Here is a 15,709-nt window from a genome sequence, read left to right as displayed (position 1 = left end):
CTCTCCCGCTCGCTCGAGCGGCAGGTGGTGACCAACTTTAACGGAAGCAACCTGGCGAAAAGCGACTTTGCAGGCGTTACGGCCCATAAAGGACAGTTTAAAGGCAGCGCGATGCACGGATCCGACTTTGCAGGCGCAGACTTGACAGGCAGTTCGTTTAAGGGCAGCGACGTGCGTGAAGCCAATTTTGACGGCGCGAACCTGACGGACTGCAGCCTATCTGCCCTTGACCTGGCAAATGCAAGCTTCAATAAGACGATCCTTGTACGAACCAATTTCAGCAAGTCGTGGCTTGTCGGAGCCAAATTTACAGGCGTAAAACTGACCGACGTCAAGCTGGACGCGACCTACCTCAGTAAAACAATTTTTGAAAACTGTATCTTTGACGGCGTGGAGTTCAATTCTTCCGATCTGGGAGGGCTGTGTTTTGACGGGCAAACCTTTATCGGTGTCAAGTTTGACAAGTCGGCACTGAACGAAGTTTCGTTTAAGGGCGCAACACTCAAGAACGTATCTTTTCCAACGTCTTCCTGGTCTAAAAGATATTACCGTGTTATCAAAACCATTTGCTTTGACGGCGCAGTCATGGATAAGCTGACCTATGCCGCCCTTAAAGGCATGGATGCCGATTTGTCCAAGGTTACCGTTCGATAAGGAGGGGAAAATATGCCAACCACATCCATTCAAGTGAAAGGACTGCAAAAATCCTACAAGCAGCTTCAAGTCCTAAAGGGCGTAGATTTCGAGGTGGAAAAGGGCAGTATTTTCGCCCTCCTCGGCTCCAACGGGGCGGGCAAGACCACGGTTGTCAAAATCCTCACCACGCTGCTCAAGCCAGACAGCGGAACCGCCACCGTAAACGGATTCGATGTTGCGTCCAAACCCGACAATGTGCGGCAGGCAATCAGTCTGACCGGGCAATTTGCCGCCGTGGACGAAATGTTGACCGGACGGGAAAATCTGACCATGATTGCCAAGCTGCGATACCTCAAAAATCCGCGTCAGGTTGCGGACGACTTGCTTCAACGCCTCGGCTTGACAGACGCTGCCGACCGCAGGGCGTCTACGTATTCGGGCGGGATGCGCCGCAGGCTCGACATCGCCTTGAGCCTTGTGGGAAAACCGTCGATCCTTTTCCTCGACGAGCCGACGACGGGGCTTGACCCCGAGGCGCGCATCGAGGTTTGGAAGATTGTCAAGGAGCTTGCCGGCGGGGGCACGACGGTTTTCCTGACCACGCAATATTTAGAGGAAGCTGAGCAGCTTGCCGACCGAATTGCCATTCTGCACGAGGGTAAGATTATCGCAAACGGCACGCTCGCGGAGCTGAAAAAGCTGTTCCCCTCCGCAAAGGTGGAGTATGTTGAAAAACAGCCGACATTGGAAGAGATATTCCTCTCCATCGTCGGCAAGAAGGAGGCCATGTAAATGGAGGCGTCAAAAAATCATTTCTTCACCGATATTAGTGTGATGCTCGGGCGTTCCATGCGCCATATTTTCCGCAGCATGGACACCATCATCACGGTCTGCATCACGCCGATTGCGATGATGCTGCTGTTCGTCTATGTGCTTGGCGGCGCCATTCAAACCGGTACGGATAACTATGTGAACTACCTGTTGCCCGGTATCCTGCTGATTGCGATTGCAAGCGGGATAGCCTATACGGCTTACCGCCTGTTTTTGGATAAGCAGCGGGGCATCATTGAGCGGTTTCACACCATGCCGATTTCACGTTCCGCCTTGCTTTGGGGGCATGTGCTGACCTCGCTGGTATCCAATGCCATCTCGGTTGTCGTCATCATTCTCGTAGCGCTCGTTATGGGCTTTCGTTCGCCGGCGGGGATAGGATCATGGCTTGCCGTAGCCGGCATACTCGCGCTGTTTACGCTGGCCTTAACTTGGGTCGCAGCAATTGCCGGACTGACCGCAAAAACGGTGGAAGGTGCAAGCGCCTTTTCCTACCCGCTTATCTTCCTGCCGTTTATCAGCTCGGCGTTTGTGCCGACCGAGTCGATGCCGAAGGTCGTCCGCGCCTTTGCCGATAACCAGCCGGTGACCTCGATTGTGGAAGCCATTCGTGCGCTGCTGTCAGGTCAGCCAGTGGGCAATGACATATGGGTCGCGCTTGCGTGGTGCATCGGAATTATGCTCGTGGCCTATATCTTTGCGATGAGGGCGTTTAAAAAGCGGGTGTGAAATAGGTAAAGAAGGAAGCTGCAGGACATATCTCGATTCTGATTACCCAGAATATTGCCAATATTCAGATTTTATAATGCATCGAATACACCTTGTTGACAAAGGGCTTTAAAGCATGAGTAACAAAAGAGAATTTATAGTTTAAAACAATAGGGCTGTTAAAAAGGAAAGAGAGGGAAATCAAATGAAAAAGATTACAACAGAAAATTTCAGTTCGTCAGAAAATATGAAGGATGTTGCTGGCTTCTCCGAAACAGGGCTGCGCAGAATGCGCGAGGTGCTGGCACGGCATGTCGAGTCCGGGAAGATTCCCGGGCTGGTCGCCCTGGTCAGCCGGGGCGGTGAGACGCATGTCGAAGCGATCGGGACGATGCGCCATGATGGTGGCGCGCCGATGCGCCGGGACACGATCTTCCGGATGGCGTCGACGTCCAAGCCGGTCACGATGGCGGCGGCGATGGTCCTGCTCGATGAGTGCCGGCTGCGGCTGGATGACCCGGTAGATCCGTGGCTGCCCGAACTCGCCGACCGTCGGGTGCTGAAACGGGCCGACGGCCCGCTGGAGGACACCGTGCCGGCGCGGCGGCCGATCACCGTACGGGACCTGCTGACTTCCACGTTTGGGCTCGGAGTAGATTTCGCGTTGATGCAGTCCCCGATCAGGGCCGCGACCTTCGAGCGGACCGACTACAGCGTGGCATCCGGGCCGGCGCCTGATCCAGATGAGTGGATGCGCCGCCTTGGCGAGCTGCCGCTATCGTATCAGCCCGGAGAACGGTGGCAGTACGACCTCAGCAACGAGGTAGTGGGCGTGCTTGTCGCCAGGGTCACCGGCAAACCGTTGGAGACGTTCCTGCGTGAGCGCATTCTCGATCCGCTGGGGATGAAGGACACCGGTTTCCATGTGCCCGCCAGCAAGATCGACCGGCTACCGCCCCTTTACGGGCCCGACCCACAGACCGGAGAATTCCTCATGTGGGACGAGGCGGTAGGCGGAAGGTTCAGCCAGCCTCCAGTGTTTCAGGGCGGCGGCGGTGGGCTGGTCTCCAGCGTCGACGACTATCACGCCTACTTCCAGATGCTGCTGAATCACGGTGTGCACGGGAGCGAACGGATCTTGTCCCGGACCGCCGTCGAGCTGATGACCACTAATCGCCTCACGCCCGAGCAACAAGCTGCCCGGGACACCATGTACAGGAACATCGGCCATGCGTCTCACGGCGGCTGGGGCTTTGGGATGGCGGTGCGCACCTACCGCGGCAACTACGCGCCCATCGGCCAGTTCGGCTGGGACGGCGGTACCGGCACCTCGACCTACGCCGACCCGGTCAATCAGCTCACCGGAATCCTGCTCACCCAGGTCGGGATGTCCACTGCGGATTCCGTGCATCTTATCCACGACTTCTGGACCACAGTCTATCAGGCAATCGAAGACTGACAACGAGCCCGCGCCTGGTATGCCCGTCCTCAACCCACGACACCCAACGGTCAGCCCCCTGGCGGCCGATTGGAAGCAAAAGTTGCCTTTGTACTTTGCTTAGACGCTTCACAGATATAAAAATTGCGATTGGCCAGATATAACCGTGTGATTTCTTCCATTCCTGTGTAAAAAACAGACCGATATCTATTTCAAATCGGTCTGCTTTCCATTTATTGGTCAAATCAGGGTTCGTCGTTCGCTTGCTGGTTGCCGGTGACCTCGATCGTGGAGGCTATCCGTGCGCTGCTCTCAGGTCAGCATGGGTCGCTCCCAATCATCATTTAATCGGAACCCTGAATATGACCAGTATTGCAATAGCAAGCGGTATGGAGATCGTGTACGCTAGTAATGGCCGGGAAAAATGTAATCGAAGCAACGGGAACATGATCATATTGAATAAAACGGAATAAAGCATGGTCCAACCGTTAAAATGTTTAATCGCCCCACAAAACAAATAAAATACCTCGATTAACGAATAAACGATTACCCAAAATGCAATCCATAATATTGACTTATCGACCCCGTTTGGGAATAAACCAAGGTATATCAGCGCGGTAGATGCAAAGCACACCAAACAGCATAGTTCGACACCTAAATAAAAATGAATTGGCGGCCAGGGCTGATGCTGCCATAGCGGATAATTGCTTGTCAGCACCATATAAATAACGTCTCCAAGCAAGAAATACAAAATGGTCGAATGATATCTTTGCCAATGTCTCCAATCTCCCCAGCGCCATGCCGCAAGTATGAATATTATGTCCAAAGCAATGAAAGGCATTTGATCATACTCCATATTACTGAAATTTTAGTTTGAACGTTATAGTAGTTCTCTAATCAATCTGTATGTATACGCGCTTCATCCTTCAACGCACTATGCCTCCGCTTGGTTTGAACTCATTCATTTGAACGTGTTCGTCATTTACGGTAGTTGTAACGGCTAGCTTTGGGGAGAGCCAGGTGCCGGTTCAAAAACATCCTTAACCACATCAATGAAAGCTTCTATCGCAGGCGACAACCATTTATCCTTATGCCGCAGCATCTGGGTCATGACATGGGTTCCTCTTCCAAAGCTTGAATTTGCATGGTTACATTAGAAGGCACATAATTGAGCGCCTCTGCTGCCCGGGAGAAATTCAATGTCGAGGCAACGGTGCGAAATGTAAAAAGGTGACGTATTTCCATTTTTGAGCACTCCTTTATTCAAAATTATTGAATGATAACATCAAAATGATTCAATTTTATTGGAAATCACCTTATATTATACTATTTACGTGCAAAAGTTATCGCAGGTAAAAGGAGATATGGCATGACAAAGACCTATGTGATTACAGGTGGAACAGATGGTATCGGTGCAGCCGTCGCCCGCGCGCTGTTTTGGAGGGGAGACCATGTCATAGTGATCGGAACGGACCCGAAGAAGGGTGACCGGCTCATCCAGGAGGCGTCCAGTGCGCCAGGAAGCGCAGCCTTCGTCCCGGCAGATAATCTCAGTCTGGTGTCGAGCACCAAGCGAACCGTCAGCGAAGTAATCGAGGCCTATCCCCAAATAGACGGCCTTGTTATGTGCGCTCGTTATTTCCGGACGTACCGGTCAGTGACCTCCGAAGGATTCGAAGACAACTTTGCGCTTTTCTATCTGAGTCGCGTTCTCTTTAGCTACGGGCTTCTCGGCGCCCTCGAGGGAGCGGATAACCCGGTTATCGTAAACGTGTCCGGTCCAGGCCACGAAACACCGATAGATTGGGAAGATCTGCAGAGCGCCCGGCAATACGATGGTGTGAAAGCGATGTTCATGACCGGGCGGTTCAATGATCTGCTCGGGGTCACCTTCGCCAAACGCCATGGCGAGGGCCCGGTCAGGTATGTGCTGTTCCACCCGGGAACGACTTCGACGAGCTTCGCCGGCGAGTTCGATGCTCCGACGGCGGCATATATCGAAAAGCAGAAGGCGCTGGCCAAACCTGCTGCCGATGTCGTACCTCCGATCGTCCGCCTCCTTGACGATCCACCCAAGGAACCGCTCAGCGCATTTAATATGTACACTGAACTTAGTGTTCGAAGCAGTCTGTTCTCACCCGGGTCGGCGGCTCGCCTCGCAGACATTACGGCTGAGCTGCTGGAACACGTTGCGAAATGACAATCGTTTAACCAAAGCGATGTGTCAGGCTGATGCCGGTATGGCGGAAGCCTACGATGTGGCTGTAGCGCCGCATTGTCCGCTCGGTCCGATTGCGCTGGGCGCATCGCTGCAGCTTGATTTTTGTACGCCCAATGCGTTCATTCAGGAGCAAAGCCTCGGCGTCCACTATACCGCTTGGAAAATCCGGCCGCGCATGCAATAACGCCTTAGCTGGTGGCAACTAAAAAACATCTGTCCTATTAATATTTAATGATATTGAACACAAGGCTGTTTGATGATTTTTTAGCTCCCGCCTGGAGCTATATCGTTTATGCCAAAAGAACCTCCCCCCACTTGTGTGAAGTGCACCCTTTAGAATAGACATTGGATAAAACCCCCGAGGGATCCGATGAATTCTAGGGGGTGCATTTTTCTTGCTGCACCTCCGAAGGACAGCGAAGCCGTTTCTTCTTGTATAGCAATTATACGTCAGAATTGAGATTGCTTCCTGTTTTACCATCACAGAAGGTGCAAAGAAAATGAAGCTGGCACCGGTTAAGTACCAGGCGCCAGCTTGCTTTTTACTGTACACCAAATGGGGTCTTGACCCATTCGTTTCTTTTTATGATATAGTCAGGTTTTCATGTTATTTTACAATAATACCGGCAAGCTTATTCGTTAAAGTCTTCGATCCGCCTTTAGATTACGACACCGCCATCGACATTGATGGTCGCCCCTGTAATGAAACTGGCTTCGGGCGAGGCGAGATAAGCGACCATACTTGCGATTTCGGAAGCTTTGCCGTACCGCCCCAGCGAAATCATCCCTTTGGCGAGCGATGCGTAAGGGCCATCTGCCGGGTTCATATCCGTGTCGACCGGTCCCGGTTGAATATTATTTACCGTAACGCCTTTTGGAGCCAGATCACGGGCCAGACCGCGCGTCAATCCGGCCACAGCGGCCTTGTTTGCAGCGTACAGGCTGTTTCCGGGGATGGGATTCCAGGAGGCATTAATACTGCCAATATTAATAATGCGGCCTCCTTCTTTCATTTGCGGCCCTGCGGCTTGGATCGCCACGAACACCGCCCTGAAATTTACGGCCGCCATCTGGTCGAATTCTTCGATCGTAACCTCATCGTAGGGCTTCACATTGGCGATGCCTGCATTGTTCACCACAATATCGATGGCGCCCAATACGTTGATCGTTTCCGCGACCGCGCCTTTTACAGCATCGACATTGGCGCTGTCGGCACGAACGGCCAAGGCGGTGCCGCCGTCTTCCTGAATTTCCCGAACCAGTTCTTCCGCTTTATTTTGCGCGCTGACATAGGTGAAGGCTACGGATGCCCCTTCGCTTGCAAGTCTCCTTACAATCGCCGCGCCAATGCTGCGGGATCCGCCCGTTACGAATGCGATTTTACCGGATAGAGGTTTGTTTAAAACGGTCATTTTAACATCTCCTTTTTAGTTTCTGCTGCGTTACGATGATTAATAAATTGCGGGTTCGCTCTCCAACAGGCTTTCTCCTTTCTTCATAATTAAACGGTAATCCAATAATAAACCTTGATGTATTAATGAACATCTGTCTATAATTATAAACGGATACAAAAAGCATGCAATTGTTAGATGAGCGTGATTTGTCAATTAGTGAACAATCGCTTAAGTATTGTTTATTATTTTCAGAAAGTCTGGTGGTCCTTTAATGTCTAAAGTGGATAGAAGAATTCTCAAAACGCAAGAAGCGTTAAAAAAAGCGGTTATTGAACTGATGTCCGAGAAAAATTTTGATGCCATTACGATACAGGATATCTCCGACAGGGCAGATGTGAGTCGCGGGACCATCTACCTTCATTATTTGGATAAATATGATTTGCTCGATAAGCTTATAGAGACACATATCAATGAACTCCGGAAAAAGTGCACAGCGGCAGCTGATATGGATTTTATAAGCGGGTCACCGCTCTGGACCGAATATTTTGAACGAAATTATTTATTCTTTTCGATGATGTTAGCGAGTAAAGGAGCTCCTTATTTTCGTACCCGGTTTCTTGACTTTCTTGTCGAGCAGTTCAGGAATGAGGTGGATGTAACCAAAGGGAAAAACCAGGGATTACATGAGGATGCTTTTGTCAGGTTTGTTGCATCGGCTTACGTAGGGGTAGTGGAATGGTGGTTTATGAATGAAAAGCCAATCCCGCATCAGGTCTTGGCAGAACAACTGGGGGTATTGTTGGAGAGGAATCTGTAAGCTGTACGACATACAAGGAACAAGCACAAATAATCCCGTCATCAGGCGGGATTATTTGTATGGCTTATAAGAGCTGTAGACCTTACATAGTCAAGGTTAACGCTGGTCAAGTCAACTGCCCGTTTTGGGGGACGGCACTCACTAACTGGGAAAAATTTTTTTTGAAGATGTCCCATAATTGCTGCGCCATCATTTCCGGAGAGAGCGGCATTTTATTTTTAATCCACCATTCCACGACTCCGACGAAAGCAGATGCCATATATTGAATGACAACCTCTTTGTTATCCCCATGGTTAACTTCCCCGGTATTCAATCGCTCGGTAATTCCATTTTTGACCATCAGGATCAACTGCTCCTGAAAACAAGTTATACCTTTATTGCTCAGCATGGAGGAATAGAATAAATAATGTTTTTCAAAATATTGAAACATCGGCAGCGGGGAATTGATAACATCCAATTTTTCCTCGCCAGGCTTCGATAACGTGCAAAACTCCAGCATATGACTCAAATGATCCTTTATACATTTGTCGAGCAAATCATATTTGTCCGTATAGTGAAGATAAAGTGTCCCCCTGTTAAGATTCGCTTTTTCCGAGATGTCGTTGATCGTAATGTTTTCGAAGCTCTTCTCGGACATCAACTCAATTAGAGCGTTATTGATGGCTTCCCTCGTTTTCATTATTCTTCTGTCTACTTTAGGCATGATGGTTGGATCACCGTCCTTCGATGATTATGAACAAAAACAAATCATATGTTGATTAGTTGACAAAAGCCGGTTTTTTAACGATTGAGATTTTGTTGCGACTCTTTATAATATAAATCAATACATGTTAATTAATCAATTGTTGTTAATTAATCGATGACTGTTGATTAAATGAATCGGCAGCATTCATACATGTAGAGTTATTCCAAATCACAGGAGAGAGGCGAAGGAATGATGAAAATAGAGGTCTGGTCAGATATCATGTGCCCGTTGTGCTATATAGGCAAAACAAATTTGGAAACAGCCCTAGAACAATTTGAACATAAGGCTGAAGTCGAACTCGTCTACAGACCGTTCCAGCTGTTCCCGAATGCTCCGAGCAACACCGGCAAAGATTATTACACCTGGACAGCCGAAATTCATGGCGGAGGGATGTCCACTGATTATGTGAGAGAAGGAAATAAAACGGTGGTCAAGATGGGCAAAGATGTTGGCCTTACCTATAATCTCGACACATTGATTCCATCAAATACGTCAGATGCTCTCCGCGTGGCCGTTTATGCGCAGGAACAGGGTAAAGCAGGAGAGTGGATGGCTCAGGTTTATAAAGCCTATTTTACCGATTCGCTGGATATCGGCGATCACGAAACACTTGCCAGGCTTGCGGGCGAGAGCGGTCTTGATGCCCAAGAGGTTCTTGATATGCTGTCCAGCGATAAATACAAGGATACGGTAAAGAAAGAGCGGCAGCATGGATCCGGGCTAGGGATTACAGGCACGCCTTTCTATATCATCAATGATAAGTATGCTGTTTCCGGAGTACGGCCAAGCGGCGTGTTCCTGGAGCTGCTTGAACAAGTGTGGAGAGAAGAACATCCTTTGCAGATGCTTGACTCAGGTCCAGATGGCGATTCCGAGGGCGGCCTCTGCGGGGACGGAGTTTGCAAGATTTAACTTGATTTGTGAAACAGAGGCATCTGATGGGGAGGCTCCAACATCCGATCAGAACTAATTTATCGAAAAGGAGACAACAAAACATGAATCCGGCTTATAAACCCATAGTTGAACCATTTACTTTCCCTTCGGGAGTACAGCTTAAGAACCGCGTATTAATGGCGCCAATGACAAACTCTTCCTCTCTTGAGGATGGAGGCGTGTCAGAGCAAGAATTGGATTATTATCGTGTGCGTTCAGGCGGAGTAGGTGCGGTCATTACAGCGAGCAGCCATGTTTCGCCAGAAGGGAAGGCTTTTATTAATGAAATTGGCGTATATGATGACTCTTTAATACCTGGATTGAAAAAACTGTCAAGTACGATTCAAGGACAGGGGGCTAAAGCGATTTTACAGATTTACCATGCGGGGAGAATGGCCTCGCCTGAGCTTACAGGCGGCAAACAGCCGATAAGCCCAAGCGCTGCAGCCTCAGAACGTCCAGGTTCGGTTGTTCCAAGAGAAATGACGGAAGAAAATATCAAGGATATGATTAAAGCCTTTGGGGAAGCAACCCGCAGAGCAATCGAAGCAGGTTTTGACGGCGTGGAGATTCAAGGCTCAAATACGTACCTGGTTCAGCAATTCTTCTCCCCTCATTCCAACCGCCGGTCTGATAAGTGGGGAGGTACGATTGAAAAAAGAATGACATTTCCTCTTGCCATAATCGAGAGCGTAAAACAGGCAGTTGCTGTAAATGCGAAAAATCCGTTCATTGTCGGATATAGATTGTCGCCTGAAGAAAGAGAAAACCCGGGTATAACCATGGAAGACACGCTTCAGTTAGTTGACGTTCTGGCACAGCAGAAGCTGGACTACATTCATGTCTCCGTAAGAGGTTTTTGGGATGGATCAATGCGGGATGAGACGGATACGAAATCACGTGTTCTGCTCATCCAGGAACGGGCAGGCAGCCGTGTACCCGTAATCGGGGTTGGCGAATTATCTTCACCGGAAGATGTTAATAAGGCGCTGAACGCCGGGGTACCTCTATTAGCTTTAGCGCATGCCATCATTATGGAACCGAAATGGGTTGAAAAGGTTCTGAACGATCAAGAAAACGAGATTAGAACGACCCTGCCCAGAACGGCTCAAAAAGACCTGACCATACCGGACGCATTATGGAACATGCTTATTAACGTACCTGGATGGTTTCCGGTTGTTTAAGGGTTCTGACTGAGCCAGCCTCGGGCAGAAACATTTTCCAAGCATGTTTTACAAAGACAAGGCCATCCTGCAAAGGATGGCCTTTTTTGAATGATAAGAAAGCATAAAATTTGACCTGTACTTGCTTGTATTATTGAGGGAAGCAACTTACTGCGCCACAAAAAGGAAGGCGGCTGCCGTTTCTTCTTCATTGCTGTTTTTTAAAGGGATTAAGTATCAGACCGCTTTGCCAAGCTGTGTTCTGGACTGTACACGGTGGTGAAGCACATAGTAGACAACGCCCGACAGAATAACCAGAAGTCCGGCAATGTGGTACATGGTTTCATAATGGGTATGCTGGGCAACCACGCCAAGGACATAGGAACCGATCCCGTAGCCCAGGTCGAACATGAGGAAGAAGGTGCCCGTCGCAAGTCCGCTGCGGCCGCTTGGAGCCGAGCGGAGCGCCACGGTCTGGAAGCAGGGAATAATGGCGCCGTGGCCAAGCCCGATTACAGCTCCCGATAACAGGAAGACGGCCGGAGAATGCGCACTGCCCAGGATCAGCATGCCGATAACGAACAAGGCAATGCCGGGATAAGCCAGCACATGCTCGCCGTAGCGGTCGAATATTTTGCCGATAATGGGGCGGGGAAGCACAATCATAACGGCAAAGACGACGAAAAAGTAACTCGCGACCTCGGTCAGATCGATTTCTTTGGCAAAGACGGAAATGAAAGAAGTCAGAGAGCTGTATGAGAACGCAAGGACGAATCCCGCAAGCGATACCGGCAGCGCCTTGGCTTCCACAATGGAGGACCAGCTCAAGCTGAAGGGCTTGTTCTTGACTGACGCCTCCTTCGGAGCTTCCTTCGTCAGGAATCCGAAAAGCAGCGAGAAGGCGGTCAGACAGATGCACACGATGAAAAGCACCGTGTAATTGGCCTGATGAACCAGTGTCAGCCCAAGGAATGGTCCGATAACCATCGCCAGGCTCATGAACATGCTGAAGTACCCGATGCCTTCCCCTTTGCGTGCTGCGGGAATCAGCTCTGCAGCCATCGCCCCGGTCATGGTGGAGGACATGCCATAGCTTCCGCCATGGATGGCTCTGAGCACGAGCAGAAGAAGCAGGCTGTGGATAGCGGGATACAGCAGGGTGCTTGCGAAAAATAAAGCGAGCGAAAGAACAGCGGCAATCTTGCCGTAGCGGTCCACCCACTGGCCGGCGAGAGGCCGCATAATAACGGCCGCAAGAACATATACGGTAATGACCAGCCCCATCTGCTGGCCGCTTGCGGACAGGCGCTCCGACACATACTGGGGCAGCGTGGTTGCAAGCATGTAGAAATTCAAAAAAATAAAAAAGCTGCTGAGGCAGATGGCCACGAAATCCCTGGTCCATATTTTGTGATGATTCATGCTGTTCATACTCCTTCTTAAGGCTTCATCTATTCCAGATAGCTTAGCAACAAGGGCGTCATCATTTTATCTTAACACAGGATCGGGATGGCCTGCCTGATGATTGTGGAGGAAATAAAAACAAACATCCCGCCGCTGCCGGGTGGGCAGTGACGGGATGCCTTGTTTTATTGAAATTTAAGAAAGTATGAAATTCCATCATACTTTGCTTATGTTCTGAGGGAAGAAACTAACTTTACCGCCAAAGGACGGTTTCTGCCATTTCTTCTTACAGGAGAATGTTTATTTAAAATCGTCACCCTTCAGGTAGCTGTAGAACGGTCTGTCCACCCAGAAGGTCGAGGTGGTGATGTCAATGGCCGGATCAATCGCCTTGAATCCTTGGACAATCGCTGCGGACTGCTCGTTCAGGGAGAAGGATTGCGCGTAATAGAAGCCGCTGCCGGTAATTTTGTTGTTGGTGATGAGATCGTAATCTTTCAGCTTGGTTTGGGTATAATAGAGCGGCTGCCACCAGGAAGCGGCAATCAGTCCAGGCTCGTCGTCACTGTCTTTCTTGGCATAAGCAAGCACGACTGGCTGGAAGCGCTGCTTGTCGGCGGCTGTTGCGAATTCGAACGAAATATCATATTCCTTGGCGGATGCGATATAGTTGCCGTTTTCCAGCTTCTTGTAGTGGTTATCGTGATCCGGCGCAGGCTCGCCCCATTCCAGCAAATGAACGAAGGCGGAGGTTTTAGGCTCGAACTGGACCTTGGCCTGCAGTCCTTCGCTGCGCAGCAGTCCGATCAGCTGCACCGCATGCTGAATATCGGAGTGGCCGTATGTAATCGTCAGCGAGTCAATGAAATTCGGATCGTAACGGGAGTCCTTCAGATTATAGCCCGTTACGAGACCCTTCTCCAGCGCACCGTTAACGATCGTTTCCAGTTCGGGAGCCTCAATTACATCGGAGGTCGAGTAAGCGTCAATCAGCTTCGCATAAATATCCGAATCGCCGGTCAGGCCAATATAGTGCTCATAGAGGCCCTTGCTTACCAGCACTTGACCCAGAAGCTGTTCAAGGAATGTCTTCGATGCCAGTGCGCCGGGCTTGAGCTCGCCATAAAGCGAAGGTGCCACGAGACCGGTGTCCACAGCAGCAGCGATTTCCTGTGCAGCGGTTTCTGACTGGAAAGCATCCGGCTTCAAATGAAGCTTGTTCAGCGCGGCAGCGGTCTTCGCTTCCGGATAGGTATAGGCCAACTCCTTTAATCCGGCTGCTTTCAAAGCGATGAATACGGCCTGGAAACCACCGATCGGTTCATCCGGATGAATGGCCGGGCCGCTCACAATTCCTTGCTGGCTAAGCGCAGCTGCAGCTTCATAATACGGGCTGGATGGGCTCAAGTCGCTGAAGGTGACAGCGTCAGCTGTGGGCTTGTAGTTCAAAATCAGGGCGAGATCTTGAAGCAATTCACCCTTCGTCGTTGAATCTCCAATCGTCAGATCGAATTTCTCCTGCAGAAATAATGAATAATTACCGGTCTGGTCAACAGCTGGAGCAAGAGGGCTGGCAGCAGCCCCGGCTGCGGCAGAGCTTAGCGGAACCGCCAATAATAATGACATGGATAAAACGGCAGCGGCCAACCATTTTGGATACGAGATTTTTCTGTACATGAATAATTCCCCCCGAGTGTAATGGCAAATAACCTTAATTCCGATTGATAAGATTGGAATTATTTTTTTCGATTCTATCATTAGAAAAAAACGCTTGTCAACAGAAATTAAATTTTGTGTTTTCCCACAGTAAAAAGCCCCCTTCATGAAAAGGGGGAGATCAATCATTCTGCAGCTGGATTGAAGCTACGGCTGCTGCTGATTCAAAGACATTTTTGCACATTCTGAAGCGATGTCTGCGATCGTCACAGCAGCAAGCTCCGATTCCAGGGCAATCTGCGCTCTGCCGAAGGTGTCCTCTAAAGCATGTTCAATATTGTTTCCTACCGGGCAGTTGGGATTAGGATTCTCATGCAGGGAGAACAGCCCTTCCTGACTGGAATGCTCCACCGCGCAGTATACATCAGCCAGACTGATGTCCTTGGCTGGCCTTAACAGGGTGGCGCCGGGAATGCCCGGCGTTGTGGCAATGATGCCCGCTTTGTTCAATACGCCCATAAGCCGTCTTACGACAACGGGGTTCGTATTGACGCTGCTTGCAATATAGTCGGATGTGATCCGCTTACCCTCATGCGTTTCGATTAATACTAATATATGCACCGCCACAGCGAGCCGGCTGCTGATTGCCATAAGAAGCACCTCATTTCGTCCTCTATCATCGTCTAACAACGGACATGAAATGTCAACGGGGATACGGGAGCAATAAAGTATTTGACAAAAGTAACCTGTAACAATTATAGTTACAACTATATCAGATATTCTGATAATCATCAACCTGCGATTCCAAATAAGCGCAATATGAGAAAAACGCGAAAGAGGTGATTGTAATGTCGAACGCGATTCACCCGGAAACGGGCATCAAGCTTGTCAAGCTGAGGGTCAGCGATCTGAAACGCTCAATCGGGTTCTATCAGGATGTAGTGGGATTAAAGCTGATCAAGGAAGAGAACGGAACGGCCGAGCTTTCCGTGGAGGGCGCGGCTCCCATGCTGCTCCTGGAGGAAATAAAAGGAGCCGTTCAGCGCCCCAGAAGATCAGGAGCGGGCTTGTACCATTTTGCCATCCTGCTGCCGGACCGCAAATCGCTGGGATTATCCTTGCGCAATCTCATCCGTGCAGGCATTCACATCGGCCAATCCGACCATCTTGTGAGCGAGGCTCTCTACATTGCGGATCCCGACAATAACGGCATTGAGATCTATCGCGACCGTTCGCGGGAAGAATGGCAGCGCGACGCTGCAGGCCATTATATCATGGCGGTTGATCCGATCGATTGGGACGGCCTGCTTGCGGAGGCGGGCGATGATCCCTGGAACGGTCTGCCCGCAGGGACCACGGTCGGGCATATCCATCTGCATGTATCCGATTTGGCCGCGGCTGAGCGTTTTTATATCGATGTGCTCGGGTTTGCTGTTATGGCGCGGATGGGCAATGCGGCTTTGTTTATATCCGCCGGCGGCTATCATCATCATATCGGACTCAATACCTGGGCTGGCGTGGGAGCTCCGCTAACACCCAAGGATGCGGCGGGACTCGCCTATTATGTGATCGGTCTGCCGGACCAGGCTGCGCTTTCTGCTGTCCTTGGACGCTTGCAGGAAGAAGGAGTTCCTGTGGCGCATCACGGGGATGGGACGGTTGTTGTTCTGGATCCCAGCGGCATTGAAATCCGTTTATCGGCTGCTGGGGTTGTTCAACACGTTTAGTCATGATAATCAGCTGGAAACTCCTGTGCGCCAAGT

Annotated in this window: 15 protein-coding genes and 2 pseudogenes; 10 read left to right on the top strand and 7 right to left on the bottom strand. The window is 50.2% G+C overall.

Annotated features, from left to right (window positions below):
* From AC0YNV_RS24385 to AC0YNV_RS24370, 4 genes are all read left to right on the top strand, one after another.
* Positions 1 to 654, top strand: a 654-nt coding sequence (locus tag AC0YNV_RS24385) for a pentapeptide repeat-containing protein (RefSeq protein ID WP_475770334.1), incomplete at its 5' end; no start/stop codon positions are given.
* 12 nt (positions 655 to 666) lie between these two features.
* Positions 667 to 1,428: an ABC transporter ATP-binding protein gene (locus AC0YNV_RS24380; protein ID WP_475770333.1), complete on the top strand. Its 762-nt coding sequence runs from the start codon at positions 667 to 669 to the stop codon at positions 1,426 to 1,428.
* Positions 1,429 to 2,196 (top strand): ABC transporter permease, encoded by a 768-nt coding sequence (locus tag AC0YNV_RS24375; protein WP_475770332.1) that lies wholly within the window; start codon positions 1,429 to 1,431, stop codon positions 2,194 to 2,196.
* A gap of 184 nt (positions 2,197 to 2,380) precedes the next feature.
* On the top strand, positions 2,381 to 3,634 hold the full coding sequence (locus AC0YNV_RS24370) for a serine hydrolase domain-containing protein (RefSeq protein WP_475770331.1): 1,254 nt from the start codon (positions 2,381 to 2,383) through the stop codon (positions 3,632 to 3,634).
* A gap of 319 nt (positions 3,635 to 3,953) precedes the next feature.
* Here AC0YNV_RS24370 and AC0YNV_RS24365 read toward each other — a convergent pair whose 3' ends face one another.
* On the bottom strand, positions 3,954 to 4,454 hold the full coding sequence (locus AC0YNV_RS24365) for a CBO0543 family protein (RefSeq protein ID WP_475770330.1): 501 nt from the start codon (positions 4,452 to 4,454) through the stop codon (positions 3,954 to 3,956).
* Positions 4,455 to 4,732: 278 nt separating this feature from the next.
* A pseudogene (locus tag AC0YNV_RS24360) lies at positions 4,733 to 4,858 on the bottom strand (LysR family transcriptional regulator); the annotation flags it as partial.
* A 124-nt stretch (positions 4,859 to 4,982) separates the two neighbouring features.
* Between AC0YNV_RS24360 and AC0YNV_RS24355 the strand changes: the two are divergent.
* Both AC0YNV_RS24355 and AC0YNV_RS24350 read left to right on the top strand, forming a co-directional pair.
* Positions 4,983 to 5,813, top strand: a complete 831-nt coding sequence (locus AC0YNV_RS24355; RefSeq protein ID WP_475770329.1) for an SDR family NAD(P)-dependent oxidoreductase — start codon at positions 4,983 to 4,985, stop codon at positions 5,811 to 5,813.
* 34 nt (positions 5,814 to 5,847) lie between these two features.
* A pseudogene (locus AC0YNV_RS24350) lies at positions 5,848 to 5,985 on the top strand (enolase C-terminal domain-like protein); the annotation flags it as partial.
* Positions 5,986 to 6,493: 508 nt separating this feature from the next.
* On the opposite strand, the gene AC0YNV_RS24345 reads toward AC0YNV_RS24350, so the two are convergent.
* Positions 6,494 to 7,246, bottom strand: a complete 753-nt coding sequence (locus tag AC0YNV_RS24345) for a 3-oxoacyl-ACP reductase family protein (RefSeq protein WP_475770328.1) — start codon at positions 7,244 to 7,246, stop codon at positions 6,494 to 6,496.
* Positions 7,247 to 7,499: 253 nt separating this feature from the next.
* Here AC0YNV_RS24345 and AC0YNV_RS24340 point away from each other — a divergent pair, with 253 nt between their 5' ends.
* Complete coding sequence (locus AC0YNV_RS24340; RefSeq protein WP_475770327.1) at positions 7,500 to 8,045, top strand: TetR/AcrR family transcriptional regulator; 546 nt, start codon at positions 7,500 to 7,502, stop codon at positions 8,043 to 8,045.
* A 106-nt stretch (positions 8,046 to 8,151) separates the two neighbouring features.
* Here AC0YNV_RS24340 and AC0YNV_RS24335 read toward each other — a convergent pair whose 3' ends face one another.
* Positions 8,152 to 8,724: a TetR/AcrR family transcriptional regulator gene (locus tag AC0YNV_RS24335; RefSeq protein WP_475770326.1), complete on the bottom strand. Its 573-nt coding sequence runs from the start codon at positions 8,722 to 8,724 to the stop codon at positions 8,152 to 8,154.
* Between the two features lie 255 nt (positions 8,725 to 8,979).
* Here AC0YNV_RS24335 and AC0YNV_RS24330 point away from each other — a divergent pair, with 255 nt between their 5' ends.
* Positions 8,980 to 9,702, top strand: coding sequence for a DsbA family oxidoreductase (locus tag AC0YNV_RS24330; RefSeq protein WP_475770325.1), 723 nt, complete (start codon positions 8,980 to 8,982; stop codon positions 9,700 to 9,702).
* A gap of 83 nt (positions 9,703 to 9,785) precedes the next feature.
* The gene (locus tag AC0YNV_RS24325) at positions 9,786 to 10,907 is read left to right on the top strand and encodes an NADH-dependent flavin oxidoreductase (protein ID WP_475770324.1); all 1,122 of its coding nucleotides are present in this window, start codon (positions 9,786 to 9,788) and stop codon (positions 10,905 to 10,907) included.
* Positions 10,908 to 11,123: 216 nt separating this feature from the next.
* Here AC0YNV_RS24325 and AC0YNV_RS24320 read toward each other — a convergent pair whose 3' ends face one another.
* From AC0YNV_RS24320 to AC0YNV_RS24310, 3 genes are all read right to left on the bottom strand, one after another.
* The gene (locus AC0YNV_RS24320; RefSeq protein ID WP_475770323.1) at positions 11,124 to 12,308 is read right to left on the bottom strand and encodes an MFS transporter; all 1,185 of its coding nucleotides are present in this window, start codon (positions 12,306 to 12,308) and stop codon (positions 11,124 to 11,126) included.
* 282 nt (positions 12,309 to 12,590) lie between these two features.
* Positions 12,591 to 13,967: an S-layer homology domain-containing protein gene (locus AC0YNV_RS24315; protein ID WP_475770322.1), complete on the bottom strand. Its 1,377-nt coding sequence runs from the start codon at positions 13,965 to 13,967 to the stop codon at positions 12,591 to 12,593.
* 186 nt (positions 13,968 to 14,153) lie between these two features.
* Positions 14,154 to 14,597: an Rrf2 family transcriptional regulator gene (locus AC0YNV_RS24310; protein ID WP_475770321.1), complete on the bottom strand. Its 444-nt coding sequence runs from the start codon at positions 14,595 to 14,597 to the stop codon at positions 14,154 to 14,156.
* 197 nt (positions 14,598 to 14,794) lie between these two features.
* On the opposite strand from AC0YNV_RS24310, the gene AC0YNV_RS24305 reads away from it, so the two are divergent.
* Positions 14,795 to 15,673 (top strand): VOC family protein, encoded by an 879-nt coding sequence (locus AC0YNV_RS24305; protein WP_475770320.1) that lies wholly within the window; start codon positions 14,795 to 14,797, stop codon positions 15,671 to 15,673.
* The last annotated feature ends 36 nt before the right edge of the window (positions 15,674 to 15,709 follow it).

The sequence above is a fragment of the Paenibacillus sp. JT31N11 genome, from assembly GCF_056269285.1.
The sequence above is the reverse complement of the archived record's forward strand: the minus strand, read 5'-3'. Positions and strand labels throughout refer to the sequence as shown.

Excerpts from the sequence above, each read along its gene's own strand:
- AC0YNV_RS24380 (WP_475770333.1), top strand. The coding sequence starts at position 667 with ATGCCAACCACATCCATTCAAGTGAAAGGACTGCAAAAATCCTACAAG.
- AC0YNV_RS24375 (WP_475770332.1), top strand. The coding sequence starts at position 1,429 with ATGGAGGCGTCAAAAAATCATTTCTTCACCGATATTAGTGTGATGCTC.
- AC0YNV_RS24370 (WP_475770331.1), top strand. The coding sequence starts at position 2,381 with ATGAAAAAGATTACAACAGAAAATTTCAGTTCGTCAGAAAATATGAAG.
- AC0YNV_RS24365 (WP_475770330.1), bottom strand. The coding sequence starts at position 4,454 with ATGCCTTTCATTGCTTTGGACATAATATTCATACTTGCGGCATGGCGC.
- AC0YNV_RS24355 (WP_475770329.1), top strand. The coding sequence starts at position 4,983 with ATGACAAAGACCTATGTGATTACAGGTGGAACAGATGGTATCGGTGCA.
- AC0YNV_RS24345 (WP_475770328.1), bottom strand. The coding sequence starts at position 7,246 with ATGACCGTTTTAAACAAACCTCTATCCGGTAAAATCGCATTCGTAACG.
- AC0YNV_RS24340 (WP_475770327.1), top strand. The coding sequence starts at position 7,500 with ATGTCTAAAGTGGATAGAAGAATTCTCAAAACGCAAGAAGCGTTAAAA.
- AC0YNV_RS24335 (WP_475770326.1), bottom strand. The coding sequence starts at position 8,724 with ATGAAAACGAGGGAAGCCATCAATAACGCTCTAATTGAGTTGATGTCC.
- AC0YNV_RS24330 (WP_475770325.1), top strand. The coding sequence starts at position 8,980 with ATGATGAAAATAGAGGTCTGGTCAGATATCATGTGCCCGTTGTGCTAT.
- AC0YNV_RS24325 (WP_475770324.1), top strand. The coding sequence starts at position 9,786 with ATGAATCCGGCTTATAAACCCATAGTTGAACCATTTACTTTCCCTTCG.
- AC0YNV_RS24320 (WP_475770323.1), bottom strand. The coding sequence starts at position 12,308 with ATGAATCATCACAAAATATGGACCAGGGATTTCGTGGCCATCTGCCTC.
- AC0YNV_RS24315 (WP_475770322.1), bottom strand. The coding sequence starts at position 13,967 with ATGTACAGAAAAATCTCGTATCCAAAATGGTTGGCCGCTGCCGTTTTA.
- AC0YNV_RS24310 (WP_475770321.1), bottom strand. The coding sequence starts at position 14,597 with ATGGCAATCAGCAGCCGGCTCGCTGTGGCGGTGCATATATTAGTATTA.
- AC0YNV_RS24305 (WP_475770320.1), top strand. The coding sequence starts at position 14,795 with ATGTCGAACGCGATTCACCCGGAAACGGGCATCAAGCTTGTCAAGCTG.